Annotated in this window: 18 protein-coding genes; 16 read left to right on the plus strand and 2 right to left on the minus strand. The window is 43.1% G+C overall.

Translation table 11 applies throughout. The features are described 5' to 3' along the window. The first annotated feature begins 30 nt into the window (after positions 1–30). The 8 genes from ACM6JA_RS02835 to ACM6JA_RS02870 all read left to right on the plus strand — a co-directional run bounded on the left by ACM6JA_RS02835 (position 31) and on the right by ACM6JA_RS02870 (position 7,449). Complete coding sequence (locus tag ACM6JA_RS02835; protein ID WP_414851095.1) at positions 31–1,026, plus strand: ABC transporter ATP-binding protein; 996 nt, start codon at positions 31–33, stop codon at positions 1,024–1,026. Next, positions 1,023–2,006 (plus strand): ABC transporter ATP-binding protein, encoded by a 984-nt coding sequence (locus ACM6JA_RS02840; protein ID WP_414851096.1) that lies wholly within the window; start codon positions 1,023–1,025, stop codon positions 2,004–2,006. The genes ACM6JA_RS02835 and ACM6JA_RS02840 overlap by 4 nt, the downstream gene beginning before the upstream one ends. Before the next feature lie 90 nt (positions 2,007–2,096). Then, positions 2,097–2,939: a diaminopimelate epimerase gene (gene dapF, locus ACM6JA_RS02845; protein WP_414851097.1), complete on the plus strand. Its 843-nt coding sequence runs from the start codon at positions 2,097–2,099 to the stop codon at positions 2,937–2,939. Between the two features lie 160 nt (positions 2,940–3,099). Beyond that, positions 3,100–3,666, plus strand: coding sequence for a dihydrofolate reductase family protein (locus ACM6JA_RS02850; protein WP_414851098.1), 567 nt, complete (start codon positions 3,100–3,102; stop codon positions 3,664–3,666). A gap of 200 nt (positions 3,667–3,866) precedes the next feature. Next, entirely contained in the window at positions 3,867–4,352 is a 486-nt protein-coding gene (locus tag ACM6JA_RS02855) for an SRPBCC family protein (protein ID WP_414851099.1), read from the plus strand. Between the two features lie 181 nt (positions 4,353–4,533). Beyond that, on the plus strand, positions 4,534–4,839 hold the full coding sequence (locus ACM6JA_RS02860; protein ID WP_414851100.1) for an ArsR/SmtB family transcription factor: 306 nt from the start codon (positions 4,534–4,536) through the stop codon (positions 4,837–4,839). A gap of 278 nt (positions 4,840–5,117) precedes the next feature. Then, positions 5,118–6,350 carry a peptidase T gene (pepT, locus tag ACM6JA_RS02865; protein ID WP_414851101.1) on the plus strand — a complete coding sequence of 411 codons (1,233 nt, stop codon included), beginning with the start codon at positions 5,118–5,120 and terminating at the stop codon, positions 6,348–6,350. Positions 6,351–6,390: 40 nt separating this feature from the next. Continuing rightward, positions 6,391–7,449, plus strand: a complete 1,059-nt coding sequence (locus tag ACM6JA_RS02870; RefSeq protein WP_414851102.1) for an NAD(P)/FAD-dependent oxidoreductase — start codon at positions 6,391–6,393, stop codon at positions 7,447–7,449. A 94-nt stretch (positions 7,450–7,543) separates the two neighbouring features. Here the strand turns inward: ACM6JA_RS02870 and ACM6JA_RS02875 are convergent, their stop codons facing one another. Next, positions 7,544–8,164, minus strand: a complete 621-nt coding sequence (locus tag ACM6JA_RS02875) for a GNAT family N-acetyltransferase (protein WP_414851103.1) — start codon at positions 8,162–8,164, stop codon at positions 7,544–7,546. Beyond that, a complete protein-coding gene (locus ACM6JA_RS02880) occupies positions 8,161–8,952 on the minus strand; it encodes a MerR family transcriptional regulator (protein WP_414851104.1) in 792 nt (263 codons plus the stop codon). Before ACM6JA_RS02880 ends, ACM6JA_RS02875 begins: the two co-directional genes overlap by 4 nt. Positions 8,953–9,150: 198 nt before the next feature. On the opposite strand from ACM6JA_RS02880, the gene ACM6JA_RS02885 reads away from it, so the two are divergent. The 8 genes from ACM6JA_RS02885 (at position 9,151) to ACM6JA_RS02920 (ending at position 18,668) form a co-directional block, all read left to right on the plus strand. Then, positions 9,151–9,747, plus strand: a complete 597-nt coding sequence (locus ACM6JA_RS02885) for a class I SAM-dependent methyltransferase (RefSeq protein WP_414851105.1) — start codon at positions 9,151–9,153, stop codon at positions 9,745–9,747. 140 nt (positions 9,748–9,887) lie between these two features. Next, positions 9,888–10,901 carry an alpha/beta hydrolase family protein gene (locus tag ACM6JA_RS02890; protein WP_414851106.1) on the plus strand — a complete coding sequence of 338 codons (1,014 nt, stop codon included), beginning with the start codon at positions 9,888–9,890 and terminating at the stop codon, positions 10,899–10,901. A 44-nt stretch (positions 10,902–10,945) separates the two neighbouring features. Next, a complete protein-coding gene (locus ACM6JA_RS02895) occupies positions 10,946–11,698 on the plus strand; it encodes a GNAT family N-acetyltransferase (RefSeq protein WP_414851107.1) in 753 nt (250 codons plus the stop codon). 607 nt (positions 11,699–12,305) lie between these two features. Continuing rightward, positions 12,306–14,489 carry a catalase/peroxidase HPI gene (gene katG, locus ACM6JA_RS02900; RefSeq protein ID WP_414851108.1) on the plus strand — a complete coding sequence of 728 codons (2,184 nt, stop codon included), beginning with the start codon at positions 12,306–12,308 and terminating at the stop codon, positions 14,487–14,489. Positions 14,490–14,825: 336 nt separating this feature from the next. Further along, positions 14,826–15,611: a hypothetical protein gene (locus tag ACM6JA_RS02905; protein WP_414851109.1), complete on the plus strand. Its 786-nt coding sequence runs from the start codon at positions 14,826–14,828 to the stop codon at positions 15,609–15,611. A 93-nt stretch (positions 15,612–15,704) separates the two neighbouring features. Then, positions 15,705–16,490, plus strand: coding sequence for a hypothetical protein (locus tag ACM6JA_RS02910; protein ID WP_414851110.1), 786 nt, complete (start codon positions 15,705–15,707; stop codon positions 16,488–16,490). Positions 16,491–16,577: 87 nt separating this feature from the next. Further along, positions 16,578–17,231, plus strand: coding sequence for a response regulator transcription factor (locus ACM6JA_RS02915; RefSeq protein WP_414851111.1), 654 nt, complete (start codon positions 16,578–16,580; stop codon positions 17,229–17,231). Next, positions 17,232–18,668, plus strand: a complete 1,437-nt coding sequence (locus ACM6JA_RS02920; RefSeq protein ID WP_414851112.1) for a sensor histidine kinase — start codon at positions 17,232–17,234, stop codon at positions 18,666–18,668. It abuts the gene before it with no gap. Positions 18,669–18,708: the final 40 nt, after the last annotated feature.

The following is an 18,708-nucleotide window of genomic DNA, read 5'->3' on the forward strand; positions in this document are numbered from 1 at the left end:
AATAAGAGGATTGGAGAGGGGATTCCATTTATGGACAATGTGTTGGAAGTGACAGGGCTGACAACCCGGTTCTCGAAAGAGTCGGGTACGATTACGGTTGTTGATCAGCTTGATTTACATGTAAAAAAAGGGGAGACGCTGGGAATTGTGGGAGAGTCGGGGTGCGGCAAGAGCGCCACTTCGCTCTCGCTCATGCGACTGTTGGACAATAATGCTACTTTGACTGGAAGCATTCGATTCAACGGGAAAGAAGTGCTTGCGCTGAGTGAAGCCGAGATGCGCAGTCTCAGAGGTAAGGAAATGGCGATGATTTTTCAGGAACCGATGCATTCGTTAAATCCGGTGTTGACGATCGGCCGACAAATCAGTGAGGTACTGTACGAGCATGAGGCTGAAAGCAAAGCAGTGGTAAAGCAACGGGTACTGGATTTGCTTACCGTGGTGGGCATCTCCCGAGCGGAAGAGATTTACAGGGATTACCCGCACCGTTTGTCAGGAGGAATGAGGCAGCGGGTGATGATTGCCATGGCGATTGCATGCAATCCGTCACTACTGATCGCTGATGAACCGACGACCGCATTGGATGTGACCATTCAAGCGCAAATCTTGAATCTGATCAAAAAAATCAGAAGGGATATCGGGATGTCAGTGATCATGATTACGCATGATTTAGGGGTGATCGCTGAAGTGTGCGACCGCGTCATGGTGATGTATGCGGGACAAGCGATTGAAACAGCGGACGTACGGTCGTTACTGCGCAATCCGAAGCACCCGTACACCGTAGGTTTGCTCCAATCGACACCAAGGAAACGCGAAAAGAGGCTTCACAGCATAAAAGGCAGTGTGCCGACACCGGAAAACAAACCCAATGGGTGCCGGTTTGCCCCGCGATGCGATAGAGTGATGGCAATATGTTGGGAGCGGAATCCTGTGCTCCGTCCAGTGGATCAGCATTCTTCTTGTCGATGCTGGTTATTTACCCAAGACAAGGATCATGAACAAGAAAGCTCGGTGGTAGGTGGATGAAGACTCCCATCCTGGAAGTAAAAGGGCTGCGTAAGCTGTTTCGCATGAAAAAAGGGTGGCTTCAACAACCGCATTATGTTCATGCTCTAAACGGGATTGATGTGAGCGTCTATGAAGGAGAAACGCTGGGGATTGTCGGGGAGTCAGGCTGCGGAAAGTCTACATTGGGAAAATGTATTCTGCGTTTGCTGGAGCCGATCCAAGGCGAAATTCGTTTTCAAGGGAACGAAATAGGAAAAATGAACAAAAATGAAATGCGTGCAGTAAGGCGAAATATGCAAATGGTTTTTCAAAATCCATTTGAAACATTGAACCCGAAACTAACGATCGGGCACATCTTGACGGAGCCGCTGATTTCGCACTGTATTCCCCGAGAGCAGCGACAAGCGCTACTGGAAGAAACGATTGAGATTGTCGGCATGAGCAAGCAGCATCTATCTTGCTATCCTCACGAATTTTCCGGAGGGCAAAGACAACGAATTGGCATTGCCCGCGCCCTGATTCTTCGACCAAAGCTGATTATCGCAGATGAGCCTGTCTCCGCACTGGATGTGTCGATTCAATCGCAAATCCTTAATTTGCTGCAGGATTTGCAAGAACAATTTTCCTTGACCTATGTTTTCATTTCGCATGATTTGAGCGTAGTTGAGCACATTGCCGATAAAGTGGCGGTCATGTATTTAGGTGAAATCATCGAGTATGCTGAGAAAGAGAAGCTGTTTGGACGACCGCTGCATCCCTATACACAAGCATTGCTTTCAGCCAAACCCATCACCGATCCTGATGATACGCGAGAGCAAATTGTGTTGTCGGGAGATCTCCCGTCTCGGTCTAATCCGCCGGAGGGATGTAAATTCCATCCGCGCTGCCGTTCCAGCATGGAAATATGCAAAGTCGAGATGCCAAAGCTGAGTGAAATAGAAGGGCAATCGGTCGCTTGTCATCTCTATCAATCATTTACAGCAATCGATCATTCGTAAAGCAAGGTTGACTGCTCCCCAGTCCATCCTGTGGAGCAGTCGCTTGGATGAAAATAAGGAACGGATCTACGGATAAAAAGGAGGAGCGAAATGTTTGATCTTGGGATCCCGTTTAAAAAAATGAATGGCTGTGGCAACGACTTTATTGTAGTAGACAATCGCGATGGCCTGTTGAACGAGTTTGCGCTTCCAGCCTTTGTCCAAAATGTATGCAGGCGAGGCACTTCAATCGGTGCGGATGGGTTCATGCTGCTGGAGAACTCCAACATCGCCGATTTTAAGATGAGGTATTTTAACGCAGATGGCAGTGAAGGAGAAATGTGCGGCAACGGTGCAAGGTGCATGTCGCGCTTTGCTTACCACATCGGAGCAGCCAAGACGAAGATGAGTTTCGAAACGATAGCTGGCATCTATCAGGCAGAGCTCAATCAGAACGGCGTGAATGTCAAGTTCCCCGACGTTCAATTGCAAGCGCTGAAGCTGAATCAACCATATGAGTGGGACGGACCGAGCGGCGTCTACCACTACGGTGTTGTCGGAGTTCCTCACACGGTCTGGTTTGTCGAAAATGTTTTCGCGATAGCGGACGACCAGCTCAGAGAATGGGGACGAATGGTCAGAAATGATCAGCAGCAGTTTCCCAATGGTACTAATGTGAATTTTGTGGAACTGATTGATAGGCAAACGCTTAGCATCAGAACCTATGAGCGCGGAGTAGAGGCAGAGACCTACGCGTGCGGTTCCGGATCGACTGCTGCAGCAATCATTGCCGGTATTTTAGGACATGTAGACACCTCTGTGAACCTGCTTACTCGAGGGGGACCACTTAAAATTTCTTACCATCTCACAGATTATGCTGCCGAATCTGTTTATTTGGAAGGCAACTCAAAGCTGGTAGCAGAAGGACATTTGTTGCCCGATGCATGGACATGAGAAAGCCCCACATCCGATTCCCTTTTCGATAGCTTGAGCATGGCCACGAATTGGTATGTATCGCCAATGAAGTGAGCTGTTTTTATACTACGAATAAGACATAAGGTGACATATTTAAAGGTCTAAAATGGGAGGAGATCAACGAAAGGGGTAACCACTCATGACACGAAGAATCATATTAGATTTAGCCGTTACTTTAGATGGGTTTATTGAAGGAAAAAATGGAGAAGTTGATTGGTGCATAATGGACGATGAAATGGGGTTTGTTCATTTCTTACATCAAATCGACACTATTCTTTATGGAAGAAAAAGTTATGATTTATGGGGACAATTTACGCCAGAAATGGAACATACCGATGCGGAAAAAGAGATTTGGGCATTGGTTCATCGTAAAGAAAAATATGTGTTTTCCAAGACACAAAAAGGGACTGATCATAAAGCATTATTCATCAACGATAATATTCTTGAAGTAGTCAATCTATTAAAGAAGAAGCCTGGCAAAGACATCTGGCTATATGGTGGAGCCAGTCTTATTACAACTTTTATCAATTTAGGGCTTGTCGATGAATTTCGATTATCTGTTCACCCTGTTATTTTGGGAGAAGGAAAACCGTTGTTTATAGATATAAAACAGAGGTTGAATTTGAGTTTGGTGAATACAAAAACGTTCTCCTCTGGCGTTGTGCAACTCATCTATCATTTGAATGGGAAGTCATATACTGGATAGAAATTTCAATCAAAACAGCAGTGAGTCTAAGACTGTATTTTCAGGTCTTGAGTCGCCGCTGTTTTATTTTTCAGAGTCAGTCCAAAGCCAATTTTTATGAGGCTGGAGATTACATTATCCATTTCATCGCTTTACAGTTATATAACCGAATGGTAATATAATAACCAATAAAAGTAAATTTGAATACTTGGAGGGATTGTATGGACGGAAAGATTATACAGATGGATGGACGGCGTGTCGTTAGCTTCGAGCGTTATTTGAACCATCCGGTAGAAAAAGTATGGAGAGCGATCACGAGCCCAGAGCAAATTGCCAAATGGCTAACTGTGCAGGCTGAGTTGGATTTGAATGTGGACGGCAAACTGTCATTTCGGTGGGAGAATGGAGATCTCGTACATGGCCATTTCACCAAAGTCGATCCCCCGTACGAGTTGGAGTACACATGGCTAGAGCAAACATCGGGACACTCCATAGTGCGATGGAGTCTAAAGGAAGAAGGGGAAGGGTGCCTTCTACATCTCACACACACATTTAACGGACCCGCTATTGTTGCCGATTTTTTGGCGGGCTGGCATGTGCATCTTGATGTGCTGGATATCGTCCTTCATGAACAGTTTCGTCAGTTTCCTTGGGAACGCATGAAGGAAATACGCGAGAAATATGCTTCTAATTCTAACTTAAGTTGAAAGAGCTACGCTGTTGGTTGGGGTGAAGCATTGACTTTACTGAAATATTACTTGGAGCAAGGCTTACTTATGGCGTTGTCCCACGGCATGATTTGGAGATACCGATGACAGAGCAGTACACAAAACGAACGGACAACTTCACGAAATTACAACAATAAAAGCAGGGATTACAATGAAAACCATGAATATATTTGAAGTTTTGGCTGAGCCGCACAGACGGACTATGCTTGATTTACTGCGTATTCGCGAGCGTTCGGTTGGGGAGCTTGTAGACAAGTGCCAATTAAGTCAACCGGGTGTTTCCAAACATCTGAGAATCATGCGGGAAGCTGGTTTGGTTACTATGCGATCGGTTGCGCAAAAAAGCATCTATTCGATACGGCCGGAACCTCTCCAAGAAGTCGATCAATGGCTGGAGTCATATCGTCACTTCTGGTCGAGCAAGCTGGATGAGCTTGAGACATTTCTTGACCACGCGGAAGAATAATAAGCGGTAACAGTTTGAATCCTTGAATAGCCCACTCCTCCTGTTACGGAGAGCATAGTGGGCTATTTGTGCAGTCCGTCCGTTTGATCTGGAAGCATGAAGACAACTGGCTGTATAACATATTGCTAGGTCTGGTCTGTATACCGTGGACAACCGAGTTCAATCGTTCAATATGGCGTACGGATTGAAGGATAGACGGGGATCGTGGTAGAATTTGTCACGAGATCGCCTCTTACTTGAATAGGTTTGACTAATTGTACTGGAGTTGAGATAAGACCATGAAAACGGAAATTATGAATAGATTCATCTCTTACGCACAAGTTGATACACAATCCGATGAGAACAGCGAAACTTGCCCCTCTACACCAGGGCAGCTAGTGCTTGCCCAAATGCTCGTAGACGAGCTGAAAGCCATAGGTATGCAGGAAGTTACGATAGATTCGAACAGTTATGTAATGGCGACCCTACCGTCCAATACAGACAAAGAAATTCCTACAATCGGTTTTCTTGCTCATATGGATACGGCCACCGATTTTACCGGCGCTGGCGTGAAGCCGCAAGTCATTGAAAATTATAACGGACAAGACATTGTCTTGAATGAAGCACTGAATATTGTCCTTACGCCGCGCGAGTTTTCAGAGCTGGCTGGCTACAAAGGCCATACCTTAATTACGACAGATGGTACCACTTTACTTGGCGCTGATGATAAAGCCGGTATTGCCGAAATCATGACCGCTATGGCTTATCTGATTCGCCATCCAGAACTGAAGCACGGGAAAGTGAGGGTAGCTTTCACCCCGGATGAAGAAATCGGCAGAGGCCCAGACAAGTTTGATGTGTCCGCCTTCGACGCATTATATGCCTATACGATGGATGGTGGCCCTCTTGGCGGGATCGAGTACGAGAGCTTTAATGCTGCATCAGCCATCATTACCTGTAAAGGGAAGAATGTTCACCCAGGCTCGGCCAAAGGTAAAATGGTCAACGCTGCTAAAATAGCCATGGAGCTTCATGGAAAGCTGCCAGCTAATGAAACTCCTGAGGAGACGGAAGGCTACGAAGGCTTCTATCATCTGTCTTCCATTCAAGGTGACGTCGAACAAACTCAGCTTCGTTATTTGATCCGGGATCACGACCGTAATCGGTTTCAGGAAAGAAAGTCCGAACTGGCTCGTATCGTAGAAGAATTACAGAAAAAATACGGAGAGAAGCGAATTGAGCTCCAAATCAAAGACGAATACTTCAACATGCGGGAAAAGATTGAGCCCGTAATGGAAGTAGTGGACATTGCTACACAAGCACTAGAAAACCTCGGAATCGTACCGATGATTCAACCGATTCGCGGTGGTACGGATGGTTCCCAGCTATCCTACATGGGGTTGCCAACACCGAATATTTTCACAGGCGGGGAAAACTACCACGGGCGGTTCGAGTATGTTTCCGTTGACAACATGATGCACGCTGTAAACACCATTATTGAAATCGTTAAGCTGTATGAGCAAAGAGCTTGATGGCGAGGTAGCCTTATGATGTTGTCAGGAGGGAACGACCATGATGAAGAATCAAAAAATTGTAATAGTTGGTGCAGGCTTTGTTGGTGCAGCGATGGCCTATTACTTATCAAAGCAGAATCAGAATGTCACTTTAATAGAGACGAATTCGTCTGCTGCATGTGAAGCCACTCAGAAATCTTTCGCTTGGATTCATCCATCGGGCCGGGTATTAAAAAATTTTCAATATTTGTATGATGCTTCGATAGCCGAATATCATGAATTAGAAAAAGAGTTACCCGGTCTAGAAATAAAATGGGATGGAGCACTGACTTGGGAAGTCCCTACAGATATTGAGAAGTCTCGTAAACAATTAGTAAAAAGACAGCAGATCATAGAATTAGAACCGAAACTAAAGGAATATCCCGAGGAAGCTTATTATGCGCATGACGAAGGCTCACTAGATCCAATTTTGACTGCTAAACTTTTAGTGAAAAAAGCAGAAGAAAATGGAGCAAACATCCTGTTTGATACAAAAGTGATGCAAATAATCACAGAGGCTTCTAAGGTTGTTGGGGTAAACACCTCCAAAGGTTTTATAGAATCTGATGTTCTAGTATTAGCAACTGGGGCAGCTATACCCGAACTCTGTAAGCCATTAGGCTTCGATGTTCCTGTCGCTCCTTCGCCTTCTATACTGATTCGAATGAAATCGAAAGAAAAGTTGATCCACACTTTAGTTTCAAATGCTAAGTTTGAAGCGAGACAACTAACCGATGATACGTTACTAGCAGCGGAAGATTATATCGATGAGTCTGAACAAAATGGACCTGAGACTGTTGGAAAGCGGGCGTTTGAAATTCTTCGGCATCATTTAATAGGAGGGGAAAAGTTGGAGCTGGAAAGCATCAAGGTAGGCTTAAGACCCATGCCTGAAGACGGTTACCCCATTGTTGGATTTCATGACCAAATAAAGGGGCTTTATCTGACCGTTATGCATTCAGCTGTTACACTAGCTCCCATCATTAGCCGCTTAGCAGCGAATGAGATCATAAACAACGTACCAATGAAAGAATTAGAGTGCTGCCGACTAATCCGATTTTCACGTGAAATAGATTAGGAAAAGAAGCTCTGCAATGGCATTGGACTCAACGCTGAAGCTAAGCGAGCAAAGGGCGGATGTCTAGTAGAGACGATTCGCCCTTTGTCATGAGTTATTTCAATCTCTTCACCATGTAACTCCATTTTTTCTCTTTGAATAGAATATGTGATAGGAAGCTGCTTTCTCGCAATTGCGTATGGAACGATAATCGCTGGTAAAGCTGCTCTGCCCGGGGATTTTTGCCTGCGACGTACAAGCTTAACTTGTCTAGGCTAGGCTGTGTTTGTGCGAAATTCTGCGCCCACTGCAATAGCAGGTTTCCAATTCCTTTGCCTTGATGATCCGGATGGACAACAACGTCTGTAATATAACATTCACCTGCCTGTGGTTTATGATCTAAGAAAGATAGTCCAATATACATTTTCAGTAGATTCCATTTGCCAAAACGATGGAAATAGTTCCATTCAGGAAAAATTTTCATGCTATCAGATTCGGTTTTCCACTTGATGGATATCGTCCCGATAACTTCACCCGCTTGTAGCGCGACCATTCGTTGACTCGCAGGATCTGTAGGAACATGATCAAATAACTTTTCGAAAAAGAGGGCGAGCTCGCCATCCTTGAGCTTCGTAAGGGTTTGGAATTTCCCGCGAAACCCGTGAACAAGAAGTTGACCAATCTGTTGGTTGTACATGGAATGCATAGGTTCTATCGTAATTGGTGATACAGTCATGATCGGTTTCCCCTTTCGGAATGGGTAGTCGGTTCGATCATAGCTTGTAGTTCATAATGCAACTGGCTTTGACTAAATAGGGATAAGTAAGATCTTTCAATGAGGATCAAGGGTCCCTGTATAACATGAGACTGTGCTGCGGCATAGGCGTAAAACTGTTCAATCACTTGTTCAAGCTCATCCTCTTCATTGACCAGCCTCTGGGTAGACAGATAGTTGCCGCTGGGCAATGAAAAATCGCCAGGCGCTTCTGTTTCCGTGTATAACGTAATGGTACTGGAATTATCCTCGATATAATGGATGTCCGATTCGAACAAGTTCGGGACAGACTTGGCCTGTTCAGCCAACAGTTTGGCGTTTAGCGTCATTTGTGAACTCATTTCCATCCACCGTGCCAAATAAGTGGTTTCGCGCCACTTTATTTGGTAGGGATTCGTGTGAGATTGAAAACTCTTTTGTTCATGCAAAACCTTTGTTATGAATTGCTGAAGCTCTTGAAGGCGAAGCAACTCTTTATTTATTTCTCTCAGAGAACGATTGAGTAGCTGCCCGTATTGATCAGCAGAATAGGAAGTCATGCATTCATTAATCGACTGGACAGGCACTCCCAATTTGCGAAGCAACAGAATATGGGCTAGCTGATAAACTTGATCCATGCTATACATTCGATACTGATTGTTATCTAAGTAAGCAGGTAGAAGAACCCCTTTCTCTTCAAAATAACGAATCTGATGAACAGACACATTCATAAGCTTAGCTAATTCGCTAATCGTGATTTCACTCTTCATAAACGTTACTCCCTTGGAATGTGGTAGATTATCTTAACCATACACCTTGGGTCAGACCTAAGGTCAAGAGGTACGTTCAAAGATAGACTCTTTTGTAGATGCTCTCGAAACCACGCGATATTGACACATCCTTGTCTTTGGAGATATTGTAGATATAATAAATCTATAATAGATTTTAATGACAGGAGGCTGGTGAATATGGGGAATATTTGGAATGAGCGCTTTCATTCGGAAGAATATTATTATGGGGAAGAACCTAACGTTTTTATTCAACAACAGGCTTTTCGGTTAGAACAAGGTCAAAAAGTGATCGCGTTTGCAGAGGGTGAAGGCCGGAATGCAGTTTTTTTAGCAAAAAGAAATCATGAAGTGACAGCCATTGACTATGCGGAGAGCGGATTGCAAAAAACGAAAAAACTGGCTCGGAAGCATTCCGTTGACGTACTTACCCAAAAAATGGACCTTTTAGAAGAGGAGGTACCGAGCGAAGAATATGATGGCGCGATTATGGTATATGGACATTTTTATAAAAATGCGCAGACCATGATTCTGAATAAAATGAAAAAGGCAATAAAGCCTAAAGGAATTATAATGCTTGAGGTATTCTCGGAGGAACAATTGAAGTATGGTACAGGCGGTCCCCAGGATATTGACATGCTTTATGATCCAAAAGAAATTCTTGCTTGGTGCAAAGGTCATGAGGTGATCCATTTCTTCTATGGCGAACAAGAGCGTGTGGCAGGAAAGGCGCACACCGGATTAGCCCATGTCATTCAACTTGTACTAAGAAAATGATAGGAATAACCATTCAAATCATCATATAGTAACACGTTTTTTTGCATCTGCCTTACTCATTCCATTACTTGACCTTAGGTCTGACCTAAGGTGTATGGTTGAGATATTCACTTAGAAATTTTTTAAGAGGAGAAGGGTAGATGAAAAAAAAAATAATGATTTCTATAATGATCATCGTCCTGCTATTTGGCGGTGCAGGATTTTACATATTGGAGCAAAACAGCTTTGATATGGTTGAGCAAGCCGTTGAAATCCAGACATCTGATGGCAAATTGACCGGTACGTTCGTACTGCCTAAAAACTACACGAACAAATTGGGCTTAGTCGTGTTTATACATGGTGATGGACCTATTGATGCCACGCATGATGATGGCTATAAGCCGCTATGGGAGCGGTTAGCCTCACTTGGTTACGCCTCCTTGTCCCTTAATAAGAGCGGAATGAACGGTTCCGAAGGCAATTGGTTACATCAGAGTATTGATGACCGCGTGGAAGAAGCGCGTCAGGCTATTGACTGGGCAAAAGAGCAGCCGATGATTGACGAGAAACAGATTGGGGTTTGGGGAGCAAGCCAGGCGGGATGGGTCATTCCAAAGCTCGCCAAGAAGGAACCGCTCGCATTCAGCTTACTTCTATCGCCCGCCATTAATTGGGTAAGTCAAGGGCAATACCATACACGCAAAAATATGGTGATAGACGGGTACTCAGAAGCGGAAATTCAAGACAAAGAGGCGTATGACCAGCAAGTACTCACGTTATTGGAAAAACAGGCTTCCTATGAGGAGTACGTGAAAATTGCTCGCGAAACTAATTTGATGTCAAAAGACAGATGGACTTTTGTGAGCAAAAATTTCTTGTCAGATGCCACTAATGACCTTCCGAATTTCAATTCGCCTGTGCTCCTGATTCTGGGGGAAGAAGATATACATGTCGATGTGAAGGAAACGGAGAGGGTATATCGTGATATAGTAAACCCTGAGCTGCTAACCGTAGCGGTCTTCCCTGATGCTGATCACTCTATGTTAAGCAAGCAAACGGCTCATTCAATTATGCAGGCAGTAATTATTAGTCTTTTCGCTCCGCGACAAATTACGATACCAGGTTATATGGATGCAATCGAGCAATTTCTAAAGAAACTTCCGAAGCATACATAATGGCATAAGAACTGTTTGGTGAATCTGAAAGGGAAGTGAACATAATGACAAATCCAGTAAGAAGTGCGCCTGTATTTTCACAGACGATCACTGACTTTTGGCGGGAGCAATTTTTGAACGGTGAGATCCTCTATAGCGATCAATCTTTTACTGTTGCCATAAACCCTGCACTTGACGAGGATAGCAGGGGCATGGTGCTGGAAACTTCCGATGGACGAGTGATGGCGGTCTTAACACCTGCGCTCGCTGAGAAATTAGGTCTCTTCCAGCAACAATCCTTGACTGAGTCGATCTTTCGCCAGAAATTGAATGAAGCAGGCGTTACACTACATGGCGCAGACTATCTTTTTTATTTTTCAAAAGCCGATAAGAACGTATTGCTGCAAGAAAACCTCGAAGGTGACCTGCGTCGGTTAACCGAGCAAGATGAGTCGGTTTTCTCCGAGTTTGCATCCTCCGCATCGGAACAAGACTTGGATGACGCTTATGTGGAATTGGATCATTGGGCGGTGTTCGGTTCTTTTGAGCAAAATAGCTTAGTTAGCGCTGCCAGTATGTATCCATGGGAGGAGGATGCGCAAATTGCGGATCTCGGCGTACTAACGCTGACATCCTTTAGAGGAAAAGGTCACGCCCGCAAAGTGGTGCGTTCCATCTGCAAATACGCCTATGGTCAGGGATATGAACCGCAGTATCGATGCCAACTCGATAACCATACGTCTACGGCATTGGCGAAAGCAGCGGGTTTCACGCTGTTTGGAAAGTGGGAAGTGATTTCTCCCGACTGCATGGAATGAGAGTCCCATGTCGTGTCTCATATTGATTGAATCATTCATTTGCTCAGATGGGAGAGACATTCCAAGGAGGGGGCTTTCGCTGTATATGATAAGGAAGGCGAATACCCTCTCAACTATTCCATCGTCAGCGGCAACAACAAAGTGACTCTGCCGAAGAGCGGAATAATCGTATTTGCTGGTGCGCCAGGCTCGGAATTTCAAATAACAATCAATTAAGCCAATTAGGCACAAAAAGCCCACACATTCCGTTTGACGGATAATAGTGGGCTTTTTGTGATGGATCGAATGGAAGTTCAAATTCCTTTTTTCCATTCCGAACAATGAAGCTTGACCGCAAGCTGGAACCGTAAGGAAAAGAGGCTAACGAACTGGTGACAAGATCATAATCAACACGGTCCATGCATACGTTAGAATCAGCAATTCGGAAATGAAAGAGTTCATATATTGGTATCGTGTTCTTACGATTCCCTTAAGAAGGGCATTAACTACTCATAAATCCTTAAGATGAAAAGAGCAAAAAGATGTTGATTTCTCTTGTTAACTGCTATACAAATTAATTAGAAGTATTATTATTTAATACTTAATTTAAATGACAGGAGAGGGACAAATGGACTCTATGGCAACCGCTAACACTGGAAAGTGTCCGTTTTCGCACGGAAGCACTACGAATCACAACCCTAGTGCTACGTCGAACAAACACTGGTGGCCCAACCAGTTGAACTTGAACATCCTGCATCAGCATGACAGAAAATCTAACCCTATGGGCGAAGAATTCGATTATGCAGAAGAGTTCAAAAAGTTGGACTACCAGGCTCTCAAGCAGGATCTTTATGATCTCATGACAAACAGCCAAGATTGGTGGCCTGCCGACTACGGGCATTACGGGCCATTATTTATCCGTATGGCTTGGCACTCCGCTGGTACATATCGTACAGGAGACGGCCGTGGTGGTGCTGGAACCGGCACACAGCGTTTTGCTCCACTTAACAGCTGGCCAGACAATGCCAACCTTGATAAAGCTCGACGCCTTCTATGGCCGATCAAGCAAAAATATGGCAACAAGATCTCTTGGGCAGACTTGTACATTCTCGCCGGCAATGCTGCTATTGAATCCATGGGCGGGAAGACAATCGGTTTTGGAGGCGGACGCGCGGACGTTTGGCATCCAGAAGAAGATATTTACTGGGGTGCTGAAAAGGAATGGCTAGGCGATAAGCGTTACACCGGCGATCGTGAGCTCGAGAATCCGCTCGCTGCTGTTCAAATGGGTCTAATTTATGTGAACCCCGAAGGTCCGAACGGGAATCCAGATCCGCTTGCCAGTGCTCGTGACATCCGCGAAACCTTCAAACGCATGGGAATGAACGATGAAGAAACCGTTGCACTCGTAGCAGGCGGTCATACATTTGGGAAGGCTCACGGCGCAGGAGATGCTGCTCTTGTAGGCCCAGAGCCAGAAGCTGCTCCTTTGGAAGCAATGGGCTTAGGATGGCAGAGCACACACGGCTCTGGTAAAGGTCGCGACGCCATCAGTAGCGGTATTGAAGGTGCATGGACTGCGAATCCGACACAATGGGATAATGGATTCTTTGAACTCTTGTTCGGATATGAATGGGAGCTGACCAAGAGCCCAGCAGGAGCACACCAATGGGTTGCAATAAATCCTGCTGATGAGCATCTCGCACCGGATGCAGAAGATGCGTCCGTGCGTGTTCCAACCATGATGACCACTGCGGATATGGCCTTGCGTATGGATCCAGTATACGAAAAGATTTCTCGTCGTTACTATGAGAATCCAGAGGAGTTTGCAGATGCATTTGCAACTGCTTGGTTCAAACTCACACACCGCGACATGGGGCCTCGCTCAAGATATTTAGGCCCAGAAGTTCCAGCAGAAGATTTTATTTGGCAAGATCCTGTACCCTCTGCTGAATATGAGTTAACAGATGCCGATGTAGCAGAACTGAAAACACGGATTTTAGACTCGGGCCTTACCGTCAGCGAGCTGGTAACAACGGCTTGGGCTTCCGCATGTACCTTCCGTGGCTCGGATATGCGTGGCGGCGCGAATGGTGCTCGCATCCGTCTTGCTCCACAGAAGGAGTGGGAAGTAAATGAGCCGAAAAAACTCGAAAAAGTGCTCACGATCCTGGGAGTCATTCAAGAGGACTTTGGTAAAAAAGTCAGCATGGCCGATTTGATTGTTCTGGGCGGTAGTGCCGCAGTAGAAAAAGCTGCACAAGATGCTGGGTTTGATGTAACGGTTCCTTTTGCTCCTGGACGTGGTGATGCGACACAAGAGCAAACCGATGCAGAAAGCTTCGACGTACTCGAGCCAATTGCTGATGGTTTCCGGAACTATCAGAAGAAGCAATATCGTGTCAGTCCTGCGGAACTCCTGATAGACAAGGCACAGCTACTAAACCTTACTGCTCCAGAAATGACTGCACTTGTTGGCGGAATGCGTGTTATCGGCACAAACCACGGTGGCACACAACACGGTGTATTCACGGATCGTGTAGGTACACTCACGAACGACTTCTTTGTTAACTTGCTAGACATGGGCATACAGTGGAAGCCTGCAGACGGAGGCGTATTTGAAGGACGTGATCCCAAAACGGGGGAAGTCTTGCGTACAGCAACTGCTGTTGACCTCGTGTTCGGTTCAAACTCTGTTCTGCGTGCCATTGCAGAAGTTTATGCACAAGACGATAACAGAGAAAAGTTTGTGCGTGACTTCATTGCTGCATGGGTGAAGGTAATGAATGCAGATCGTTTCGATATTCAATAAGTCTTCAACCACTAAAAACGTCATCCGAATAGGAAAGCAAAGAGCAGTATTTGTTGTTAAATACTGTTCTTTGCTGTGCTTTTCTTTTCTGTAATAATAGTAGTGGTTCAATCTCATTCATTGGTAGGAATGCGAAACCAGCTCTTGAAAACCATCTGAAGCAAGCCTCCAGGTGGTTTTCAATCTTCCCTGTAACAACGAACGAAATGGTTTTTATAGAATTTACAACTTGGAGACAACTGAAAGATACTTTTAACATATGAACGCTATATTCTATGAACTGTAACAAGGGTTTCGTGCCCAAACCAAAAACAAAAAATTTCAGGAGGCATTACCATGAACAAAAAAAATATTCTCGTTTTGTCAATGGCACTAACAATTGTAGGCGGTGCTACAGCAGCGGTATTTGCAAGCGATAACGCAATTAATTCTACGAAAAACAAAGTAGTAACGCTGGCAAGCAAAGAAGGAAGTGGCACAACTCAAACCACTACAAATGATGTAGTCAAAGTAGCAAATGGAAAGATTAGTGATGAAGAAGCGGTAATAATGGCAACCAAAGCTCTAAAAGACTATATGGGGCTTGACGCGAAATCTTTTGGTGAGGCGCGTGTAAATCGAACCAACAACCAAGAAAACTTTAAGTTCTTTATGGATTTATATTCAAAAGAAGATGCAGCTGTATTAAAAGAAAACGCCAAAAAAGATACGGCAAATGTTATCGTGGTACAGTTTGTTCGTGCTGAAGACTTAAACCAGTCAATGCCCGCTTCTAATCGCATTGTCATAAATGAAGCAACGGGGGAAATTGTTTCTTTAACTGCTTTCACTGATGAAAATCGAAGCTCGGAGACTACAATCGATGATGCGAAAGTTAAATCTGCGGTTATCAGCTTTTTTGATCAACAACAGAAAAATGTTAAGGAAAATACGATGAAGGTTAGTAAGAGTGCTAGTTCCGGAACCGTACGTGTTCTTTGCAACCTGGAAGATGGAAGAGATGTAGATATGACAATTAGTCTAAAGAATTATACAGTATCTAGTTATGAGATTAATTATGACAGACTACTCCCTCTACCTTCCGAAGAAAAAGATTACCGTGAGAATTTCAGAGAACTGTAAGTAAATGAAGATATTGTAGGACGGATAAGATGGAGTAAGTGCCCGAAATGGTACTTACTCCATCTAAACCAAAAAGTTCCAGGAGGCATTGCCATGAACAAAAAAAATATTCTCGTTTTTTCAATGGCACTAACAATTGTAGGTGGTTCTACAGCAGCTGCTTTTGCAAGCGAAAATGCGGTTCCTTCTACTAAAAACAACGTCGTAACAGTGGCAAACAAAGCAGGAAATGGCACAAATCAAACCACTGTAGCCAAAGTAGCAAATAGAAAGATTAGTGATGAAGAAGCGGTAAAAATGGCAACCAAAGCTCTAAAAGACTATAGGGGGCTTGACGCGAAATCTTTTGGTAAGGCGCGTGTAAATCGAACCAACAACCAAGAAAACTTTAAGTTCTTTATGGGTTTGGTTTCAAAAGAAGATGCAGCTGTATTAAAAGAAAACGCCAAAAAAGATACGGCAAATGTTATCATGGTACAGTTTGTTCGTGCTGAAGACTTAAACCAGCCAATGGGCGCTTCTAATAACATTGTCATAAATGAACGAACAGGTGAAATTGTTTCTTTAACTGCTTTCACTGATGGAGATCGAAGCTCAGAGACAACAATCAATGATGCGAAAGTTAAATCTGCGGTTATCAACTTTTTTGATAAACAACAGAAAAAAGTTAAGGAAAATACGATGAAGGTTAGCAAGATTGCTAAGTCCGGAACCATACATGTTCTTTGCGATCTGGAAGATGGAAGGGATGTAAAAATGACAATTAGTCTGAAGAATTATTCAGTATCCAGTTATGAGATTAATTATGATAGACTAATCACTCTACCTTCCGTAGCAAAAGACTACCGTGAGAATTTCAGAGGACTGAAAGTGAATTAAAAATTGTAGGACTGATTAGATGGAGTAAGTGCCCGAAATGGTACTTACTCCATCTAACCGTTACAAAAGGAAAGAGGTAAAAACGGAATGATAAAAATTTTAGTGGTTGAAGATGATATTGCAGTAGCAAATTTAATAAAATTGAATTTAAATACGGCAAATTATGAGAGTACAGTCGTTTTTGATGGAGAGGAAGCCCTGAGTGTAATTGAAAGCGATCATTTTGATCTCATACTTTTGGATGTCATGCTTCCAAAAGTTGATGGATTTACTTTATTTGAAAAAATTAAGCCTTTAGGGATACCTGTCATTTTTTTAACTGCGAAAAGTTCTGTCACAGATAAGGTGTATGGATTAAAAGCGGGAGTAGATGACTATATGACGAAACCCTTTGAAGGAATTGAATTACTCGCCAGGATTGAAAATGTATTAAGGCATTACAATAAAAAAAGCAACATCATAAATTTTAAAGACACAGAAGTATACTTGCAAGAAATGAAGGTGAAAAAGAACGGTGTAATGATTGAGCTTACTTTGAAAGAGTTCGAGTTATTGGTGTTTTTAGTACAAAATAAAAACATCGTATTAACGAGGGAAAAAATCATAGAAAAAATTTGGGGATATGACTACATTGGCGAGACTCGGACGATTGACAACCATATACAAAAGCTAAGAAAAAAGCTGGGATGGAAAGATGAAATTAAAACAGTATTTAAATTGGGATATAGGCTGGAGGAATAAATGAAATTTTGGCAGAGGATATTTTTATGTACATTAATCATATTTGAAATCTTTTTTGTACCAGCATCCATCTACCTTATTAATAGCAGCTTTGAACTCAATCTCAATATGGAGATCCGTTCCGGGATAAGTGAACAGGATCGATTTGCTAACTCTTTAGAATCAAATCTATATCTACTTAAAGTTCAAAAATCTTCAACCCCAGATGCAGAAGGAGTTGGCAAACCAAACATAGATTCCATGATTCGTACGTACTTGGACAACCTAGGAGAACAGGATGTGTATTTGGATGTAATAGATGAAAATAAGAAAGTGATTTTTAGCCATTTTAAAAACAACAAGATAACTCTTACTAATCGAGAAGAATTAAACATCCCATCAGATAAAGTAAATTACATCATACGGGATCTAGGGGAAAAGACGTACTTATTTATAGCGAAGAATATTTATTTGGAAAATAATCACTATAAGCTTTCTTACGTGAAAGATATTTCGAGTGTTTATGAAAATAGAGAAGACTTATTAAGCCTTTTAATAAAGTTAAATGCTCTTATTTCAGCAATTTTGGTCATTGTTACCATAATCATGAGCATGTTTATCGTAAAACCGATTAATAAACTTATCCAGTCAACAAGAATAATTGCAGGCGGGAATTTCAGCGAAAGAGTTATGGTCAAATCGAAAGATGAAATCGGGTTGTTAGCGGAAAATTTCAATTTGATGGCCGTTGATGTAGAAGATAAAGTAAACCAGCTTAAAAGATCTTCAGAAGACAAGCAAAGGTTTATCGATAACCTGGTACATGAACTTCGGACTCCTTTAACTTCGATCATAGGCTATGCGGATTATTTACGAACGAATAAATATGATGAAGAGACGTATATCAACTCATTAAGCTTTATCTATGAAGAAGGAAAGCGGCTAGAGAAACTGACATTTAAGCTGATGGAGCTCATTGTTTTGCGAAAAGAAGATTTTGAGTTAAAAAAGGGAAAACTTGACGAACTTTTTGTGGAAATCAAACATTCCTTTATTCCAAAGCTGAACATAAAGAATATGGATCTGGAAATATCGACGGAGCATCTGAGTGTTTTCATGGATAAGGATTTGATGAAAATTTTACTTGCAAATCTGATAGACAATGCGATTAAAGCATCGAAGAACAACGATAAAATACTGGTAAGCTCATACAGAGATGCGGAGTCAAAAATAATTCTTGAAGTGAAAGATACAGGGATCGGTATTCCTGATGACGACATAACAAAAGTGTTTGAGCCCTTCTTTATGTCCGATAAATCGAGATCGAGAGCTAATGGAGGAGGGCTCGGGCTCGGGCTTTCATTATGTAAGGAGATTGCTAACATTCATGACGCTGAAATAAGAATAGAAAGTAAGCTCGGTGGAGGTACAATTATCCAATTGGTTTTTAATTGTTAACAACAGGGAGCGAGTGTAAATTCTAGAGACAACTTCTTTG

Origin of the sequence: Brevibacillus sp. IT-7CA2, from assembly GCF_949767855.1 — a bacterium.
GTDB lineage: Bacteria > Bacillota > Bacilli > Brevibacillales > Brevibacillaceae > Brevibacillus.

Bases quoted from the DNA above. Each gene is read 5' to 3' on its own strand.
- ACM6JA_RS02870 (WP_414851102.1), top strand. From the start codon at position 6,391: ATGATGAAGAATCAAAAAATTGTAATAGTTGGTGCAGGCTTTGTTGGT.
- ACM6JA_RS02860 (WP_414851100.1), top strand. From the start codon at position 4,534: ATGAATATATTTGAAGTTTTGGCTGAGCCGCACAGACGGACTATGCTT.
- ACM6JA_RS02840 (WP_414851096.1), top strand. From the start codon at position 1,023: ATGAAGACTCCCATCCTGGAAGTAAAAGGGCTGCGTAAGCTGTTTCGC.
- ACM6JA_RS02895 (WP_414851107.1), top strand. From the start codon at position 10,946: ATGACAAATCCAGTAAGAAGTGCGCCTGTATTTTCACAGACGATCACT.
- ACM6JA_RS02890 (WP_414851106.1), top strand. From the start codon at position 9,888: ATGAAAAAAAAAATAATGATTTCTATAATGATCATCGTCCTGCTATTT.
- dapF (WP_414851097.1), top strand. From the start codon at position 2,097: ATGTTTGATCTTGGGATCCCGTTTAAAAAAATGAATGGCTGTGGCAAC.
- ACM6JA_RS02915 (WP_414851111.1), top strand. From the start codon at position 16,578: ATGATAAAAATTTTAGTGGTTGAAGATGATATTGCAGTAGCAAATTTA.
- ACM6JA_RS02880 (WP_414851104.1), bottom strand. From the start codon at position 8,952: ATGAAGAGTGAAATCACGATTAGCGAATTAGCTAAGCTTATGAATGTG.
- pepT (WP_414851101.1), top strand. From the start codon at position 5,118: ATGAAAACGGAAATTATGAATAGATTCATCTCTTACGCACAAGTTGAT.
- ACM6JA_RS02875 (WP_414851103.1), bottom strand. From the start codon at position 8,164: ATGACTGTATCACCAATTACGATAGAACCTATGCATTCCATGTACAAC.
- ACM6JA_RS02835 (WP_414851095.1), top strand. From the start codon at position 31: ATGGACAATGTGTTGGAAGTGACAGGGCTGACAACCCGGTTCTCGAAA.
- ACM6JA_RS02855 (WP_414851099.1), top strand. From the start codon at position 3,867: ATGGACGGAAAGATTATACAGATGGATGGACGGCGTGTCGTTAGCTTC.
- ACM6JA_RS02905 (WP_414851109.1), top strand. From the start codon at position 14,826: ATGAACAAAAAAAATATTCTCGTTTTGTCAATGGCACTAACAATTGTA.
- katG (WP_414851108.1), top strand. From the start codon at position 12,306: ATGGACTCTATGGCAACCGCTAACACTGGAAAGTGTCCGTTTTCGCAC.
- ACM6JA_RS02850 (WP_414851098.1), top strand. From the start codon at position 3,100: ATGACACGAAGAATCATATTAGATTTAGCCGTTACTTTAGATGGGTTT.
- ACM6JA_RS02920 (WP_414851112.1), top strand. From the start codon at position 17,232: ATGAAATTTTGGCAGAGGATATTTTTATGTACATTAATCATATTTGAA.
- ACM6JA_RS02885 (WP_414851105.1), top strand. From the start codon at position 9,151: ATGGGGAATATTTGGAATGAGCGCTTTCATTCGGAAGAATATTATTAT.
- ACM6JA_RS02910 (WP_414851110.1), top strand. From the start codon at position 15,705: ATGAACAAAAAAAATATTCTCGTTTTTTCAATGGCACTAACAATTGTA.